Source organism: Myroides sp. ZB35 (assembly GCF_001865835.1).
Lineage (GTDB): Bacteria > Bacteroidota > Bacteroidia > Flavobacteriales > Flavobacteriaceae > Flavobacterium > Flavobacterium odoratimimum.
The window spans coordinates 515,001-532,118 of the sequence record NZ_CP017769.1 but is presented as its reverse complement, the minus strand read 5'-3'; the positions used below and the strand labels follow the sequence as shown (position 1 = coordinate 532,118).

The 17,118-nt window shown below is 34.5% G+C and carries 11 protein-coding genes, 2 tRNA genes and 2 rRNA genes (1 of these 15 cut by a window edge); 14 read left to right on the top strand and 1 reads right to left on the bottom strand.

Features of this window, described 5'->3' with window-relative positions; translation table 11 throughout:
- The first annotated feature begins 40 nt into the window (after nt 1-40).
- The 7 genes from eno (at nt 41) to BK054_RS02360 (ending at nt 9,691) form a co-directional block, all read left to right on the top strand.
- Nucleotides 41-1,333: a phosphopyruvate hydratase gene (gene eno, locus BK054_RS02390; RefSeq protein WP_006259468.1), complete on the top strand. Its 1,293-nt coding sequence runs from the start codon at nt 41-43 to the stop codon at nt 1,331-1,333.
- A 339-nt stretch (nt 1,334-1,672) separates the two neighbouring features.
- The gene (locus BK054_RS02385; RefSeq protein WP_006266956.1) at nt 1,673-2,959 is read left to right on the top strand and encodes a citrate synthase; all 1,287 of its coding nucleotides are present in this window, start codon (nt 1,673-1,675) and stop codon (nt 2,957-2,959) included.
- 108 nt (nt 2,960-3,067) lie between these two features.
- Nucleotides 3,068-3,982 (top strand): dimethylarginine dimethylaminohydrolase family protein, encoded by a 915-nt coding sequence (locus BK054_RS02380; protein WP_006259466.1) that lies wholly within the window; start codon nt 3,068-3,070, stop codon nt 3,980-3,982.
- A 10-nt stretch (nt 3,983-3,992) separates the two neighbouring features.
- On the top strand, nt 3,993-4,931 hold the full coding sequence (gene ctlX / locus BK054_RS02375) for a citrulline utilization hydrolase CtlX (protein ID WP_006266957.1): 939 nt from the start codon (nt 3,993-3,995) through the stop codon (nt 4,929-4,931).
- A 144-nt stretch (nt 4,932-5,075) separates the two neighbouring features.
- On the top strand, nt 5,076-7,199 hold the full coding sequence (locus tag BK054_RS02370; protein WP_071306891.1) for a TonB-dependent receptor plug domain-containing protein: 2,124 nt from the start codon (nt 5,076-5,078) through the stop codon (nt 7,197-7,199).
- Nucleotides 7,199-8,641 (top strand): HmuY family protein, encoded by a 1,443-nt coding sequence (locus BK054_RS02365; RefSeq protein ID WP_006266958.1) that lies wholly within the window; start codon nt 7,199-7,201, stop codon nt 8,639-8,641. The genes BK054_RS02370 and BK054_RS02365 overlap by 1 nt, the downstream gene beginning before the upstream one ends.
- A gap of 381 nt (nt 8,642-9,022) precedes the next feature.
- The gene (locus BK054_RS02360) at nt 9,023-9,691 is read left to right on the top strand and encodes a hypothetical protein (RefSeq protein ID WP_006266959.1); all 669 of its coding nucleotides are present in this window, start codon (nt 9,023-9,025) and stop codon (nt 9,689-9,691) included.
- Here the strand turns inward: BK054_RS02360 and BK054_RS02355 are convergent.
- Nucleotides 9,688-10,656 (bottom strand): AraC family transcriptional regulator, encoded by a 969-nt coding sequence (locus tag BK054_RS02355; protein ID WP_006266960.1) that lies wholly within the window; start codon nt 10,654-10,656, stop codon nt 9,688-9,690. The genes BK054_RS02360 and BK054_RS02355 overlap by 4 nt on opposite strands.
- A 130-nt stretch (nt 10,657-10,786) precedes the next feature.
- Between BK054_RS02355 and BK054_RS02350 the strand changes: the two genes are divergently transcribed.
- The 7 genes from BK054_RS02350 to BK054_RS02320 form a co-directional block, all read left to right on the top strand.
- Nucleotides 10,787-11,449 carry a class I SAM-dependent methyltransferase gene (locus BK054_RS02350; protein ID WP_006266961.1) on the top strand — a complete coding sequence of 221 codons (663 nt, stop codon included), beginning with the start codon at nt 10,787-10,789 and terminating at the stop codon, nt 11,447-11,449.
- Between the two features lie 70 nt (nt 11,450-11,519).
- Entirely contained in the window at nt 11,520-12,854 is a 1,335-nt protein-coding gene (locus BK054_RS02345; protein WP_006266962.1) for an MATE family efflux transporter, read from the top strand.
- A gap of 153 nt (nt 12,855-13,007) precedes the next feature.
- Nucleotides 13,008-13,574: a xanthine phosphoribosyltransferase gene (xpt, locus tag BK054_RS02340; RefSeq protein ID WP_006259458.1), complete on the top strand. Its 567-nt coding sequence runs from the start codon at nt 13,008-13,010 to the stop codon at nt 13,572-13,574.
- A 1,092-nt stretch (nt 13,575-14,666) separates the two neighbouring features.
- Nucleotides 14,667-16,184: ribosomal RNA gene (locus BK054_RS02335) — 16S ribosomal RNA — on the top strand.
- An 80-nt stretch (nt 16,185-16,264) separates the two neighbouring features.
- Nucleotides 16,265-16,338: transfer RNA gene (locus BK054_RS02330), tRNA-Ile, on the top strand.
- A 93-nt stretch (nt 16,339-16,431) separates the two neighbouring features.
- Nucleotides 16,432-16,505: transfer RNA gene (locus tag BK054_RS02325), tRNA-Ala, on the top strand.
- Between the two features lie 151 nt (nt 16,506-16,656).
- A 23S ribosomal RNA gene (locus BK054_RS02320) occupies nt 16,657-17,118 on the top strand; it runs 2,432 nt beyond the window's last position.
- The 16S and 23S rRNA genes sit together here with 2 tRNA genes alongside, the layout of an rRNA operon.

Genomic DNA, 17,118 nt, shown 5'->3' with positions numbered 1-17,118 from the left:
AGTTGTAAATTTGTTTATACTAAATTTTAAGACACAATTTATGAGTACAATTATTAGTGTGCATGCACGTCAAATATTAGATTCTAGAGGGAATCCTACAGTAGAAGTAGATGTTATTACTGAAAGTGGTATGTTAGGTCGTGCTGCTGTTCCATCTGGAGCTTCTACGGGTGAGCACGAAGCAGTAGAGTTACGCGATGGTGGTAAAGCTTTCTTAGGTAAAGGAGTATTAAAAGCTGTTGATAACGTTAACAATGTAATTGCTGAGCACATCGTAGGTGTTAGTGTTTTCGAACAGAATACTATTGACCAATTGATGATTGAATTAGATGGTACTAGTAATAAAGGAAATTTAGGAGCGAATGCTATTTTAGGTGTTTCTTTAGCAGTAGCTAAAGCAGCAGCAAATGAGTTAAGAATGCCATTATATCGTTATGTAGGTGGTGTTTCTGCAAACACGCTACCAGTTCCAATGATGAATATTATTAATGGTGGGTCTCACTCTGATGCTCCTATTGCATTTCAAGAGTTTATGATCATGCCTGTAAAAGCAATTACTTTTACACATGCTATGCAAATGGGGACTGAGATATTCCATCATTTGAAGAACGTTTTACACGAGAGAGGATTAAGTACAGCAGTAGGTGACGAAGGAGGTTTTGCTCCTACTTTAAAAGGAACTGAAGATGCTCTTGATTCTATTAAATTAGCAGTTGAGAATGCAGGCTATAGATTTGGAGATGAGATTATGATCGCTTTAGATTGTGCGGCTTCTGAGTTCTATGTAGATGGTAAATATGATTATACTAAATTCGAAGGTGAATTAGGTAAAGTACGTACTTCTCAAGAGCAAGCGGATTACTTAGCTGAGTTAGTTGAGAAGTATCCAATAGTATCTATTGAAGACGGTATGTACGAAGATGATTGGGATGGTTGGAAGTATTTAACGGATAAGATTGGTGATAAAGTTCAGTTAGTAGGTGATGATTTATTTGTTACTAATGTAGCTAGACTTGAGCGTGGTGTTAATGAAGGTATTGGTAACTCTATTTTGATTAAAGTAAATCAGATAGGAACACTTACTGAGACTATAGCTGCTGTTAACATGGCTAAGAATGCTGGATTTACTTCTGTTATGTCTCACCGTTCAGGTGAAACAGAAGATAGTACTATTGCTGATTTAGCTGTTGCTCTTAATTGTGGACAAATTAAAACTGGTTCTGCGTCTAGATCTGATCGTATGGCTAAGTATAATCAATTATTAAGAATAGAGGAAGAATTAGGTGATATCGCTTATTATCCTCAGGGGAATGCTTTTAAAGTAAAAAGATAATCCTTTATAAATAAAAAGCGGTAGATATGATATCATATCTACCGCTTTTTTATTTTATAGTACATGGGCACGGTTATGCTGGTATTTTGTAAAAATAAATTATTGTGAATAATGTTTTTTTTTAACTAATCCAATGTGTTTATGATTATTTAGTATGCCTTATTTTTTCATTCGTTTTGTTAGTCTCTAAAATGAGGTTTTTTGTTCATTTTTAATGATTACTTTACGAATATGACTTGTATGTATGCATAATAATTCCTATCTTTCCTACTGAAAAATTACTAGAATATGTTTGCTAGTAGTGAGTAAAACTTATAGAAAAAATAAAATAATAACAATATGTCTAAAACAGCTTATATAGAGGTTGACGGTAAAAGACATGAGTTTCCTGTATTAGTTGGTACTGAGAATGAAGTAGCAATTGATGTATTGAAATTACGTGCTTTAACTGGAGCTATTACTTATGACCCAGGTTATAAAAATTCTGGTGCATGCAAGAGTGCAATTACATTCTTAGATGGAGAAGAAGGAATCTTGAGATACAGAGGATATTCTATTGAAGAATTAGCAGAATATTCTAATTTCTTAGAAGTTTCTTATTTGATTATCTTCGGAGAGTTACCAACTCAAGAACAATTAGAGAAATTCGAGAATGATATCAGAAAGTATTCATTAGTTAATGAAGAAATGAAGAATATCATTGATGGGTTCCCTAAGACGGCACACCCAATGGGAGTGTTAGCTTCTTTGACTAGTGCTTTAACTGCATTTAATCCTAAAGTAGTTGACGCTGATTGTTCTAAGTCATTATATGAGGCTGTATGTAAGACAATGAGTAAGTTCTTAGTAATAGCAACTTGGACTTATAGAAAAGCTAAAGGATATCCTCTAAACTATTATGATAATACTAAGAGCTATGTAGATAACTTCTTAAGATTGATGTTTGCTTTGCCAACAGAACCTTATGAAATCGATCCAATCGTAAAAAATGCAATTGATAAGTTATTTATCTTACATGCGGATCATGAGCAAAACTGTTCTACATCTACAGTGCGTATGGTAGGTTCTTCTCATGCTGGATTATTTGCATCTGTATCTGCTGGTGTTTCTGCTTTATGGGGACCATTACATGGAGGAGCTAATCAAGCTGTATTAGAAATGCTTGAAGCAATTCAGAATGATGGTGGTGATGTAGAGAAATATTTAAATAAAGCTAAAGATAAAGATGATTCTTTCCGTTTAATGGGATTCGGACACAGAGTTTATAAAAACTTTGATCCAAGAGCTAGAATTATCAAAAAAGCAGCTGATGAAGTATTAGGAAAATTAGGTGTTGATGATCCAGTTTTAGACATTGCTAAAAAATTAGAAGCAGCAGCTCTTAAAGATCCTTATTTCGTAGAAAGACACTTATATCCTAATGTTGATTTCTACTCAGGAATTATTTATAGAGCTTTAGGTATCCCTACTGAAATGTTCACAGTTATGTTTGCTATTGGACGTTTACCAGGATGGATCGCTCAGTGGAAGGAAATGAGAATTAATAAAGAGCCAATTGGAAGACCTAGACAGTTATACGTTGGTGAAGCATTAAGAACATTTGTTCCTATGAAAGATAGAAAATAATATTTATTTTATATTTGTTGAAGAGGTACCCTAATTAAGGGTGCCTTTTTTATTTTGTAAAGAATTAAGTAGAGAGTATTTTGTTATATTTGTGGAAAATCAATATTTATGCTTAAGTTAAACGTTAAGAATGAAACCTCGAGATTGCGGGCTGTGGTCCTAGGTACAGCTAATAGTATCGGACCCACACCTACAGTAGAAGAAGCTTACGACCCTAAGTCGTTAGAGCATATTAAAGCAGGTACTTATCCTGTAGAATCTGACATGATTCAAGAAATGGATGCTTTTAATAAAGTATTCGAAAAATATGATGTAAAGGTGTATAGACCTGAAATCATTGAAGACTACAATCAAATTTTTACTCGTGATATTGGATTTGTGATTGAAGATAAATTCATTAAAGCGAATATCCTACCAGATAGAGATCGTGAATTACATGCAATACAGTATGTGTTAGATCAAATTAATCCTGCATCTATAATCTCTGCTCCAGAAGAAGTACACTTTGAAGGAGGAGATGTAATGCCATGGAATGATTATATTTTTATAGGAAGCTATAAACGCCCTGATTATAAAGAATATATTACAGCAAGAACAAATCAGCTAGGTGTTGATTTTATTAAAGAATTATTCCCTAATAAAACAGTTTTATCATTTGACTTGGTGAAGTCTAGAACAGAACCACGTGATAATGCATTGCATTTAGATTGTTGTTTTCAACCAATCGGAAATGATAAAGGAATAATCTATAAAGGTGGTTTTTATGATGAGAAAGAATACTATCAATTAGTTGAAATTTTCGGTAAAGACAACTTATTTCACATTGAAAGAGAAGAAATGTATCATATGTTTTCGAATGTATTTTCTATTAGCCCAGAAGTTATTGTGTCTGAACGTAATTTCACAAGACTGAATAATTGGTTAAGAGATAATAATTTCGTTGTAGAAGAGATTCCTTATGCAGAAATTGCAAAACAAGAGGGGTTATTAAGATGTTCTACATTACCTTTGATACGTGATTAAAATATATGTTATGAATCAAACTACTAATACAATATTAATGATTCGCCCTGTGGCGTTTCGTATGAACGAACAAACTGCAGTAAATAACTATTATCAAAAAGTACTTGATAATACAACTCCTGCTACAGTTAATGCAAAAGCTCAACAAGAATTTGATGCTTTCGTAGAAAAATTAAGAGCTGTTGGAGTTAATGTTATTGTAGTAGAAGATACTGTAGATCCTGATACACCAGATAGTATTTTCCCGAACAACTGGATTTCTTTTCACGAAAGTGGAGAAGTAGTTCTTTACCCAATGTTTGCTGAGAATAGAAGACTGGAGAGAAGAGAAGATATATTTGATATCTTGGAGAAAGAAGGCTTTGTAATCGATGATGATATATGGGATTATACATCGGCAGAAGAAGATAACTTATTCTTAGAAGGTACAGGAAGTTTATTGTTAGACAGAGCTAATGAAAAGACGTATTGTGCATTGTCACCACGTGCTGATGAAGGTTTAGTTATTGAGTTTTGTGAAGATTTTGAGACAGACCCAGTAATTTTTGAAGCGTTTCAAACAGTAGATGGAGAAAGAAAACATATCTATCACACTAATGTTATGATGTGTTTAGCCGAAACATTTGCTGTAATTTGCGCAGATTGTATTGATGATAAACAAGAGAGAAAAACAGTCTTAAATAGTTTAAAGAGCACAGGAAAAGAAGTTATTACTATTACGGAAGAACAAGTTAATAATTTTGCTGGTAATATGTTACAAGTAAAAGGAGCAAACGATCAACGTTATTTAGTAATGTCAACGCAAGCTTATAATAGTTTAGACGCTAATCAAATAAAAGCAATAGAAAAGCATTGTCCAATCTTACATAGTAGCTTAGATACTATAGAAGCTTGTGGTGGTGGAAGTGCTCGTTGTATGATGGCCGAAGTGTTCTTACCTAAGAATTAGATAGATATTTATTTTGATATACTGAAAACGAAGCTATTGCTTCGTTTTTTTATTTACAAAATAATTATTTAAATTCATTTTAAATAAGATATTTTTCTATCTTTGCAATCAAGAAATCATCTAAATAAAAAACAAAAAGAATAAATGAAGCGTAATACCATATTTGTACTGAGTGCTTTTTGTGCAATTCCAGCATTTACTTTTGCTCAAGTACAAGATACTATAACGCCACCCAATGCTAATCTTGGAGAAATTGTTATCTCTGGACAGTATAGTCCACAATCTATAAATAAGGCTGTTAATAATGTGACAGTTCTGAATAGGCAACGTTTAGAAAATTTAGGGGCAGTAACATTAGCTGACGCATTAAATCAAGTGATGAATATATCTATACTACCAAATGCTGGTACAGGTAGATCTACTGTGAAGATGTTTGGTTTAGACGCCCAGTATTTTACGATACTAGTGGATAATGTACCTATGATTTCTGATGAAGGCTTTGGTAATAATACAGACCTTACTCAGATTAACTTAGATGATATTGAACAAGTAGAAATTGTAGAAGGAGCCATGGGGGTAGACTATGGAGCGAATGCAGTAACAGGAATTATAAATATCATTACTAAGAAAAATAATATTCATGATTGGAACGTAAATTTCTTTACACAAGAAGAGACTGTTGGTGATGAATATAATTTGAAGAATAAAGGAAAGCATATTCAGGGGCTAACGATAGGACATAATATAAATGATAATTTATATGCAAGTGTTAGTTATACTCATAATGATTTTAAAGGATGGTTTAATGATAGAAAAGGGTTTACTTATTATGGAGATGAAGATAAAAGGGGACACGAATGGTTACCAAAGAATCAAAATAATGTAAAGGCTCTTCTGAATTACCACCATAAGTCTTATCGTGTATTCTATAAGTTCGAATACTTTGATGAGAGAATGAAGGATTATAGTAAGACCTTCGAGGTAAACGAGGATCCTGTGTTTGAAACGATTGATCCTATTGCTAAAGACCGTATTACGAATACAAAGAGATGGTCTAACATTCTAAATACTTCTGGTAAATTTCAAGATCTTTTCCGTTTTGATTTGTCTTTTACTTATCAGAAACAAGAGAGGGAGATAGATTTTTATAGATATAGAATTAAGTATGACGAGAAATTTGATAAAAACTCATATAAAAGTGAAAGTAGAGAAGTGTTCTTTTCGAGAGGAACTTTTAGTGATTTTATTAAATGGGAAAGAGCTAGATTCCAATTAGGATATGAAGTAGCGAATAGTAAAGGGTATTCATTAATGAGCGAATCATTAGGAGAATCTCCTCAAAGCAGATCTTTAGGAAGTTATGATTTTTATGCTTCATCAGAGATTGACGTTATGCCTAATTTCATGATTCGTCCAGGATATCGTTTAATGACTTCAAATACTTTTGACAGTCAGCATGCTATGAGTTTAATGCTTAAATATGTATTGCCAAATGATTATGAGATTCGTGCTACTGTAGGTACATCTCCTCGTTTGCCTAATTATGAAGAGTTATATACGTATTTTGTAGACGTTAATCATGATTTACAAGGTAATCCAAATTTAAATCCAGAGAAAGGAAAGACGTTCTTTTTGAATATTAAAAAGGCAGTAGAATTTAGTGAAGATATTGAATTTAGTAGTAGTTTGACTGGACGTTTTTTGAATGTACAAGATAAGATTGATGTAATTCAGATTATTGATCCATCAGGACTTAAGTATAAATATCATAATGTTAATCGTTATAGAAATATAGGAGTAACTTTCTTGAATCAATTGCGTTGGAAAACATTAGATGTAGGTCTTGGTTTTACCTATTCAGGGGCTGCTCAGCAAATATATGGTGCTCCTAGTGATACAGATAAGTTCTTATATACTCCTGAAGTGACAGCTAATATTAGTTATAAGTTGCCATCTACAGGGACTATGTTCTCGTTATATTATAAATTTAATGGGGAAGAGTATCGTTATAAGATGGAGTCGGATCTTTTTGGTGAATACTATATGAAGGGAAAGCAAGAAAGCTATTCTTGGATGGATTTTAGTGTTCGTCAGCCTTTCTTTAAGAATATGTTGTTTGCAACAGTTGGGCTAAGAAATATATTTGATGTTAAAGATTTAACATCAACAACAAGTTCTGGAACAGCGCATAGCTCTTCTTCTCCTTCACAACCACTGGGATATGGAAGAAGCTTCTTTGTAAAATTACAATATAAATTAGGTTTTTAATGATGATGAGACGTTTATTACATATTAGCATATTTATCGTATCTCTTTTTATGATGATATCATGTGAAAAGGATTCTAAGAATGGTAATAGTGACACAAGGGATTTTATTGTAGCTTATGAAGAACAATCTATTAGTTATGGAGAAATCGTAGATAAGAAAGAATTAAATGTGATTTTTTCTGAACCGGCTGCCGAAGCGGGAAGTATTGAGATGAGAGTTTCTGAAGTAAATGCAAGATATGATGTAGATTATAATACTATTCCAAGTGCTAAAGCGGGTATATTAACTATTCCTTTCGCTAAAGGCGATCGAAAAGTGAATTTTGTATTTAATAACCTAATATATCCTTATGATCGTTCTGATAAGACAGTCCAGTTTGATATAGTGAAGGTTAATTATTCAATAAAAGAACCTAAGATTCAAGGATATAATGTGATGGTGGTTAGTTTTGATACAGCTATTGGAGGACTTTTAATGCCTGCTATTGGTGGACCGAGCCAACCTAAACAAGTATACGTAGATTTAGGAGGAAAGGCAATGTATCCTGTACAACGTGATTCTTGGGACTTAGCCTTTTATGCAGATAAAGAGTTTAGAGTTAAATTGAACGGATCTATTTATATGGCTACAAGTGCTTTATCAAGTACAGATATTGATAAAGTGAGAGAAAGTGATGTAACGAGTCTAAAAACTCAAGTACAGATAGGAACGTTTGACCCTGCCAATGTTGCTTATATTGATGCTCCTATTGGAGATCTTACAGCTACAGCGATTAAGGAAGTTAAGCTTAATGCAGATGATAATAAAGTTTATTTAGTAAATTTAGGTTTTAAACCTGGTACTTCTAGTGTTGCTGCGGGTTCTGTAAATGTAACTGGTGATACAAGAGGATGGAAGAAGATTAGAATACTAAGAAAAGATCAAGGTTATCTATTGCAGTATGCAGATTTAAATGATAGTACACATAAAGAAGTATATATAGAGAAGAAGCCAGCTTATAATTTTGTTTTCTTTAGTTTCGATACTAACAATATTGTTAATGTTGAACCAACTAAACAAAAGTGGGATTTAAACTTTACTGTATTTACAAATACAGTTGATCAAAACGGAGATCCTAAAGGTTCTTATGGTTATTCAGATTTTATTGTAAACAATAGATATGCGGGTGTTACTGCTTATAAAGTTACAATACCTGAAAAGGATAAAACAATGTATAAGAGTTTCTCTTTAGCCGATGTAGATAAAGGAGCACTGTCTTTAGACTTGCGTACTATAGGTGGTACATGGAGAGATGTAGCGAATGATAAAAAATTATTCACTAATATCTTTTACGTAATTAAAGATTCAAAAGGTAATTACTATAAGATGCGTGTACTAAGCTTTATGAATGAAAAAGGTGAACGTGGATACCCAAGATTTGAATATAGCCTATTAAGGTAATTAATAATATTACATAACTATTTGTTGTCGCAGGTTATGTATGTGATTCAATGTAATCATACAGTACTTCAAGTATTTGTTGTTTATTGAGTTGTTAGTTTATTTTTGTTAGAAAACCCCAAGATTGTCGCTCTTGGGGTTTTTTTATTACTTTTAAGTTTTTAATCTGTCTATGATGCCTATAGTTACACATTCTAATAAGATTCTACATCCTTTATTTTTAGTATGCCTAGCTTTGCTTCTGTGTAATGATTTTTGGTTGAAAGAAGAGTTTTCTAATGTGATAACGGGCAAACTATCAGATTTTACAGGACTATTTATCTTCCCTTTTTTTTGGTCTGCCTTTTTTCCAAAATATATTAGAGGTATTCATATAAGACAGTGTTATTGTTTATATGGTTTAAAAGTCCTTTATCTACCCCTGTGTTATCATGGCTTAATGGTTTTGGATTATCTATCGGACGGGTAGTTGATTATACTGACTACATGGCTTTAGTCAGTGTGGTGTTGTGCTATTATGTATTTAATAATATTACTATCCATAGATCATATCGCAGTGCCAAAGTAGGAGTGATTTATCTTTCTATTTTTTCTTTTATGGCAACTTCTCAGATTCCTAAAGTATCTACTTTTTATCCTATTCAGGACCAAGAGTATTATTTTAAAGGAACGAAGAGAGAACTGATTCAAAAATTAAATGAAGTTCAAGTAGAAAAAGTGCAGAAGTGGAATAATAAACTTACTCCTGTTCAAAGACCTATTGTAATTGACTCGGTTAATGATTTGATACATTATGAACTAAACGATCAATATGTACTAGGTAGATTACTAGATATAGAAGAGGAGAAGAGAGATAGTGTTTACTATCAGTCTAATTTAGTTAAGTTTGTCATCACACAAGAGAACACTAGAGCCAAAATTACTCTTCTTGAGATTATGGTTAGAGTTCAAGGGGTAGGAGATGTTGATATCACTAAACTACCATATCCTAAAAAGGAAGTCAGAGCTTTCAAAAGAAATTTGATAAGCCCCTTAAAGAAGAAATTCTAAGCCTCTCTGTATTTAGCTGGTGTAGTTTGATACATACGTTTAAAGGCAGAAGTGAAGTGTTGTACATGCTCGTATCCACAGTAGTGAGCTATTTCTTTAATAGGTATAGTTGTGTTGCGCAACAATTTATGAGCGTATTCCATTCTTAATTGATACACATATCCGAATACTGTAGTATTGTAGACCTCTTTGAAGCCTTTCTTTAGTTTATAATCATTTAATCCCACTTCTAGTGCAAGTTCTGATAAACTAAGAGGGGCTTGATAGTTTTGTTCTATGTGTTCTTTAGCTTCTGCCAGTTTTTGTTTATCAGATAGAGATATTTTTGTCAAATCCTTATTGGAATTTAAACGTATATATTGCTCGAATTGCAATAAGAGTAATTCTTTACTCTTTACATCTAAGTATAATTGTTTCATGACACCAGTTCTATTTGTGTTATAAATTTCGGTAAGAACTGCTTTTATTTCTACGTTTACTAAAGCATTGTTTTGGAATAACTGGTTGTTTGTTTTATTGATAGGAGGGATCAGACCTTCATATTGATTAATTAAGGAGTCCACATGGTCTTGAGGGAATAGTACCTCCATATATTCATTGCTGTTTTCATTTTGTTTAAAAGTACCTTGTAGTTCTTTTTGTAAATATAGGTTGTGTTGATTTTTATTAAACTTTACATTGTTGTAAGTCGAATTAAAGGCTGATCTACCATTTATACAAAAGTGCATTTCATAAAATGGTTCATCTGTATACATCTCTATAGAGATATCCTTTTTTATATTCATCATCCCGAAGATTAGAATAGAATTCTGATTATAGTACTCTGTTACTTTATTTTCTACTATATCATTGTGGATGCGTATGGTCTTACATTTATCTAGATTAGCTGTTTCTGAGTATAAAGTTTGATATCTTTTCTCTAGTAAGATCTCTTTTGTATCGATGTCCTTAATGATCATTTCCATAATAATCCGTTTTGCGTAAAGTTTATTCCTTTTTAGGTAACAACTATTTTAGTTACATGAAGGAAATTTGCACAAATATAATTATTAAGATTAATTCTAAATAACTATATTTGGTCAAAATTTATAGTATATGGAGCCAATGGATAATATTGAATTAGCAAAACAGCTTAGATGTCCTAGTGGAGATGATGGAGTTAGGGTTGGAAATAGGATGTATGCATCCAATAACAATATGATTTATAAAACTATTGACCGTTTAAACATTAAAGCAGGGATGCATATTCTAGAATTAGGATTTGGTAATGGTCGCCATTTGCCATATTTGTTTTCTAAAGAAAAAAGCTTGAGTTATGAAGGTATTGAGTTATCTGATGTCATGTTAAGTGAAGCAACAGAATTCAATAAAGAGCTAATAAAAGAAAGTAAAGTCAAATTGTCTTTAGGGAATGATACAGGAAGAATGGATTTTGAAGACAAATCTTTTGACGGTTTCTTTTCGGTTAATACTATTTATTTTTGGGAAGAGCCAAATAAGTATTTTCAAGAGATATATCGTATTTTACGTTCAGAAGGACAATTAACTTTATCGTATATTCAGAAGGACTTTGCTCTAAAACAAGCTTTCGCTACAGAAGAAGTCTTCCATTTTCATAAGACAGAGTGGCTTATTCGTTTATTGACTAATATTGGTTTCTATAATATAGAACAATGGCAGTATATGGAGAATACAACTAATAAGCTAGGACAAGCTGTTGTGCGTCCATTTGTTATTCTAAAAGCGACTAAGTTGTAAAGAGAGAAATCTTCTTATCCTTGTTTCTAATGTTTATCAGTGAGAATTATTAAATCATTCACTTATAAATATGGATAAACAGAAACAATTGATTTTAAAAGGCAATTTGTCTAATGTGATGTGGCAGATGTCTTGGCCAGCTATTATAGCGATGGTCTTATTTGGGCTAAATAACTTTTTAGACGGTGTCTTTGTTGGGCACCTGATTAATGATACAGCATTGGCAGCTGTTGGGATCGCTTTTCCTTTAGCACAGATTGGACAAGCTATCGGTAGCCTTATAGGCACGGGTGCAGGTGCCGCTATTAGTATTTGGATAGGAGCAGATGATCAGAGTAATTTGGCTAGATGTTTAGGTTCAGTTAATTTTCTTAGCATTTTATTCTCCGTGGCTTTTATGCTTCCCGCCTATATTTTTGCCGATGAACTAATCTATTTGATGGGAGGCAGAGGGGAGATAGCTATTTTAGCTTCCCAGTATTATAAGGTTATTCTATTAGGTACTTTCTTTTGGGTACATGGTTTAGCGTTGAATATGATGATTCGCGCAGAAGGAAAGATGAAGACTGCAGCTCTAATGATAGCGATAGGGTTAATAATCGATATAGTACTTAAGCCTATTTTTATATCTATATTAGGAGGTGGGGTAGTAGGTGCTGCTTGGGCTACTAATGTATCGATGATTGTTTATACTATTCTAGGTATAGGGTATTATCATTTTTCTAAATCTTCTTTTAAGACTAATGTTTGGTCATTTTTTAATGATAAGCAGATTACTAGACTTATTATTAAGCTAGGAATGCCTGCCATGATTATGATGGTGATGGTTGTCATTCAGAATATAGTCATTTTTAATGCCTTGTCTAAGTATGGTACAGATAGTGACATTACCTTCTTTACTGCTGTTAATCGTTTTTATTTATTATTGTGTACACCTATGTTCGGATTGATGCGTGCACTTCAGCCAGTAGCAGGGATGAATTATGGTGTCCAGAATTATGTTCGTACTAAGCGATCATATGTATTATTTACTTGGACTGGAGTAGGGCTATTATTACCCTTCTGGTGTTTAGTAATGTTTTTTCCTCAGGATGTCTTATCCTTAATGATACCAAACCAATTATTTTCAATAGATCAATTGATTAATTTTCGTGTATATATGAGTGTTTTGTTGGTGTTGCCAGCTATATTCATGGGTATGGTTTGGTTTCCATCTGTAGAGAATGCGAGGCCAGCTAGTTTGGTTGCGCTTTTTAGACAGCTAGTGTTGTATGTTCCTATTATGTTAGTTGTGCCCCGTATTTTTGGGATTAATGGTATTTATTGGGCAAGTGCTTTGATCGATTGGGCTATTTTTATTGTCGTGATTTTTGTGTTAAGACGTAGTTTTAAGAGGATGGTATAAATTAATAGAAGAATAGAGACTGTTTTTTCTTGCTTGAGTAAAGAATTTAAAGGAACTAGGATAGGGATAAAAGGATTATGCGTAAATTCGCTTGCAATTTTCAAAGGAAGTTTAGTCGTCCTTTTCATTTTATAATTATACAACACAACATATATGGAATTATTAAGAGAGAGAATTTTGCAAGATGGAAGATGTTTTGAAGGAGGAATTTTAAAAGTAGACAGTTTTATCAACCATCAGATGGACCCTGTACTAATGAAATCTATTGGAGTAGAATTCGTAAGAAGATTTGCAGGAACTAATGTGAATAAAATTATGACTATTGAGGCTAGTGGGATTGCTCCAGCTATTATGACAGGATATTTATTAAATCTTCCTGTGGTATTTGCTAAGAAGAAAAAACCTAGCACAATGGAGAATATGTTACATACACAGATACACTCTTTTACTAAGGATAGAACGTATGATGTAGTTATAAGTAATGATTTTCTTCAGCCTACAGACAATGTTTTATTTGTAGATGACTTTTTAGCGTATGGTAATGCCGCTTTAGGAGTACTAGATTTAATAAAACAGTCTGGTGCTAATTTAGTAGGAATGGGATTCATTATAGAAAAAGCATTTCAAGACGGACGTAAGTTAATAGAAGAGCAAGGAGTAAGAGTAGAATCTTTAGCAATAATAGAAGATCTGTCTAACTGCACGATTACGATTAGATAATATTTTAGAATAGTTTTATATTCATATACAGCCCTGGACTATATAGTCTAGGGCTTTTTTGTTACTATATTTTAAGCCCCCTCTTCAAGAGTGCGACAAGACCTCTTCAATATTGCTTCAAGAAAGAGGTGCTCAGATAGAGCAATCTTGGAGAAATGTTGAAGCGGTGTTGAAGAAGTAGGCATAAAGGCTTGCTATTACTGGGATACAGAAGTGTTTTGGCTTTAGAAAGATAATACTGGTAATTTACTTTACTTTTTGATAGACAATTGTTTACGATGATAATTACTCAATGTGAGAATAAAAAAAGTACATCTGTTTTTCTTCGAAACAAGATAATAGCCATATAATAAGGGACTTTTCTTCTAAAAAAGCATACCTATATAAGTAGATCAACTACAAAAAAGTAGATAAAACACCTTTGGGTAGGATAAAGTAACATTTAGAAATAGACAGAAAGGGCATAAGAAGGTATATTCTCAATTATTACATATATATAATAGAGTACAATATTAAATACATTCCACCATCCAACCTTACATATATATAGTATAGAGATAGTATAAGGCTATAACCTTTAAAAAAAGACAAAAAAACTTTCGCTTGTAAAAGGTGGTATAATAATGAGTTATGAAATACTTTTTAAAAACATTGAAAAAAAGACAAAGATAAGTTTGGAAGTAAGAGAAAAGATACTACTTTTGCATCCGCATTAGAGAAGTAGTTGCTACGGTAACAATGTCTCGAAGAGCAGACGATCATAAACAAAAAGTGAAGCAAGAACGACTAAAAATAAGCTTTAAAAAATTTACAAAAATAAATTTGGATAAGTGGAAAATAAGGTAGTATCTTTGCAGTCCGCTTCAGTAAAAACGGGAGTTGAGCGAAAAAATAAAGAAAAATATTTTCTAGAAAATTTTTGCTAATTCAAAATAAGTTTTTACTTTTGCACTCGCTTTGAAAAACAAGTGAGGCTTAGAAATAAGAAGACAACGTTCATAAACATATTGGATTGACAGCATACAAATAAGAGAGTAAGGCAAATCGCAAGATTTGGAATTATACTTTTTTAATTTACGAAATTAAAAATATACGATGAAGAGTTTGATCCTGGCTCAGGATGAACGCTAGCGGCAGGCCTAACACATGCAAGTCGAGGGGTAGAAGAAGCTTGCTTTTTTGAGACCGGCGCACGGGTGAGTAACGCGTATGCAACCTACCTTATACAGGGGAATAGCCCGAAGAAATTCGGATTAATGCTCCATGGTTTATCGATATGGCATCGTATTGATAATAAAGATTTATCGGTATAAGATGGGCATGCGTATCATTAGCTAGTTGGTGTGGTAACGGCATACCAAGGCAACGATGATTAGGGGTCCTGAGAGGGAGATCCCCCACACTGGTACTGAGACACGGACCAGACTCCTACGGGAGGCAGCAGTGAGGAATATTGGTCAATGGAGGCAACTCTGAACCAGCCATGCCGCGTGCAGGATGACGGTCCTATGGATTGTAAACTGCTTTTGTACAGGAAGAAACCTCCCTACGAGTAGGGACTTGACGGTACTGTAAGAATAAGGATCGGCTAACTCCGTGCCAGCAGCCGCGGTAATACGGAGGATCCGAGCGTTATCCGGAATTATTGGGTTTAAAGGGTTCGTAGGCGGCTTTGTAAGTCAGTGGTGAAATTTCCTAGCTTAACTAGGACACTGCCATTGATACTGCAGAGCTTGAATAGTATGGAAGTAACTAGAATATGTAGTGTAGCGGTGAAATGCTTAGATATTACATGGAATACCAATTGCGAAGGCAGGTTACTACGTATTTATTGACGCTGATGAACGAAAGCGTGGGGAGCGAACAGGATTAGATACCCTGGTAGTCCACGCCGTAAACGATGGATACTAGCTGTTCGGTTTTCGGACTGAGTGGCTAAGCGAAAGTGATAAGTATCCCACCTGGGGAGTACGTTCGCAAGAATGAAACTCAAAGGAATTGACGGGGGCCCGCACAAGCGGTGGAGCATGTGGTTTAATTCGATGATACGCGAGGAACCTTACCAGGGCTTAAATGTAGATTGACAGATTTGGAAACAGATTTTTCTTCGGACAATTTACAAGGTGCTGCATGGTTGTCGTCAGCTCGTGCCGTGAGGTGTCAGGTTAAGTCCTATAACGAGCGCAACCCCTATTGTTAGTTACCATCGCGTAGTGGCGGGGACTCTAGCAAGACTGCCGGTGCAAACCGTGAGGAAGGTGGGGATGACGTCAAATCATCACGGCCCTTACGTCCTGGGCTACACACGTGCTACAATGGCAAGTACAGAAAGCAGCTACCTGGCAACAGGATGCGAATCTCCAAAGCTTGTCTCAGTTCGGATTGGAGTCTGCAACTCGACTCTATGAAGCTGGAATCGCTAGTAATCGGATATCAGCCATGATCCGGTGAATACGTTCCCGGGCCTTGTACACACCGCCCGTCAAGCCATGGAAGCTGGGGGTACCTGAAGTCGGTGACCGCAAGGAGCTGCCTAGGGTAAAACTAGTAACTAGGGCTAAGTCGTAACAAGGTAGCCGTACCGGAAGGTGCGGCTGGAACACCTCCTTTCTAGAGAATAATTATAGAAGTATGATACTTTACTCTCGCTGTTAATACCAAAAAAAGAATAAAAGAATTAAGTAATACAGAGTCTCGTAGCTCAGCTGGTTAGAGTACTACACTGATAATGTAGGGGTCGGCAGTTCGAGTCTGCCCGGGACTACTAATTTACTAATTCGATAAGGAAATACTAGAGGTTAAACTAACCGCCCAAAAGTTACTGTTAACTGTAAGCTGTTAACCAAACACTAGATACGGGGGATTAGCTCAGCTGGCTAGAGCGCCTGCCTTGCACGCAGGAGGTCATCGGTTCGACTCCGATATTCTCCACTACGGCATAAAATCAAAACTGGTTTAATTATCAGTGGCGATTCGCCACAAGTTCATTGACATATTGATAAAACTTAACTAACAAAACAGTTAGAAAGAATAAAAAAGATATAGAAATATATAGAAAGTACGATTCGAAAGAATTGTAAGCACATAAGCAAAATAAGGGCGTATGGGGAATGCCTAGGCTCTCAGAGGCGAAGAAGGACGTGATAAGCTGCGAAAAGCTACGGGGATTGGCACACACGAATTGATCCGTAGATATCCGAATGGGGCAACCCAGTATGTTGAAGACATACTATCCAATATGGAGGCGAACCCGCTGAACTGAAACATCTAAGTAGGCGGAGGAGAAGAAAACAAAAGTGATTCCGTAAGTAGTGGCGAGCGAACGCGGAATAGCCCAAACCAAAGTTGTTACGGCAATTTTGGGGTTGTAGGACCACGAGATTTCTTGCGGATTTAATTAGAATTACCTGGAAAGGTAAACCGAAGAGGGTGATAGTCCCGTATAAGTAAGAGAAGATAAGAATAGTGGTATCCTGAGTAGGTCGGGGCACGTGAAACCTTGATTGAAACTGGCGGGACCATCCGCTAAGGCTAAATACTCCTG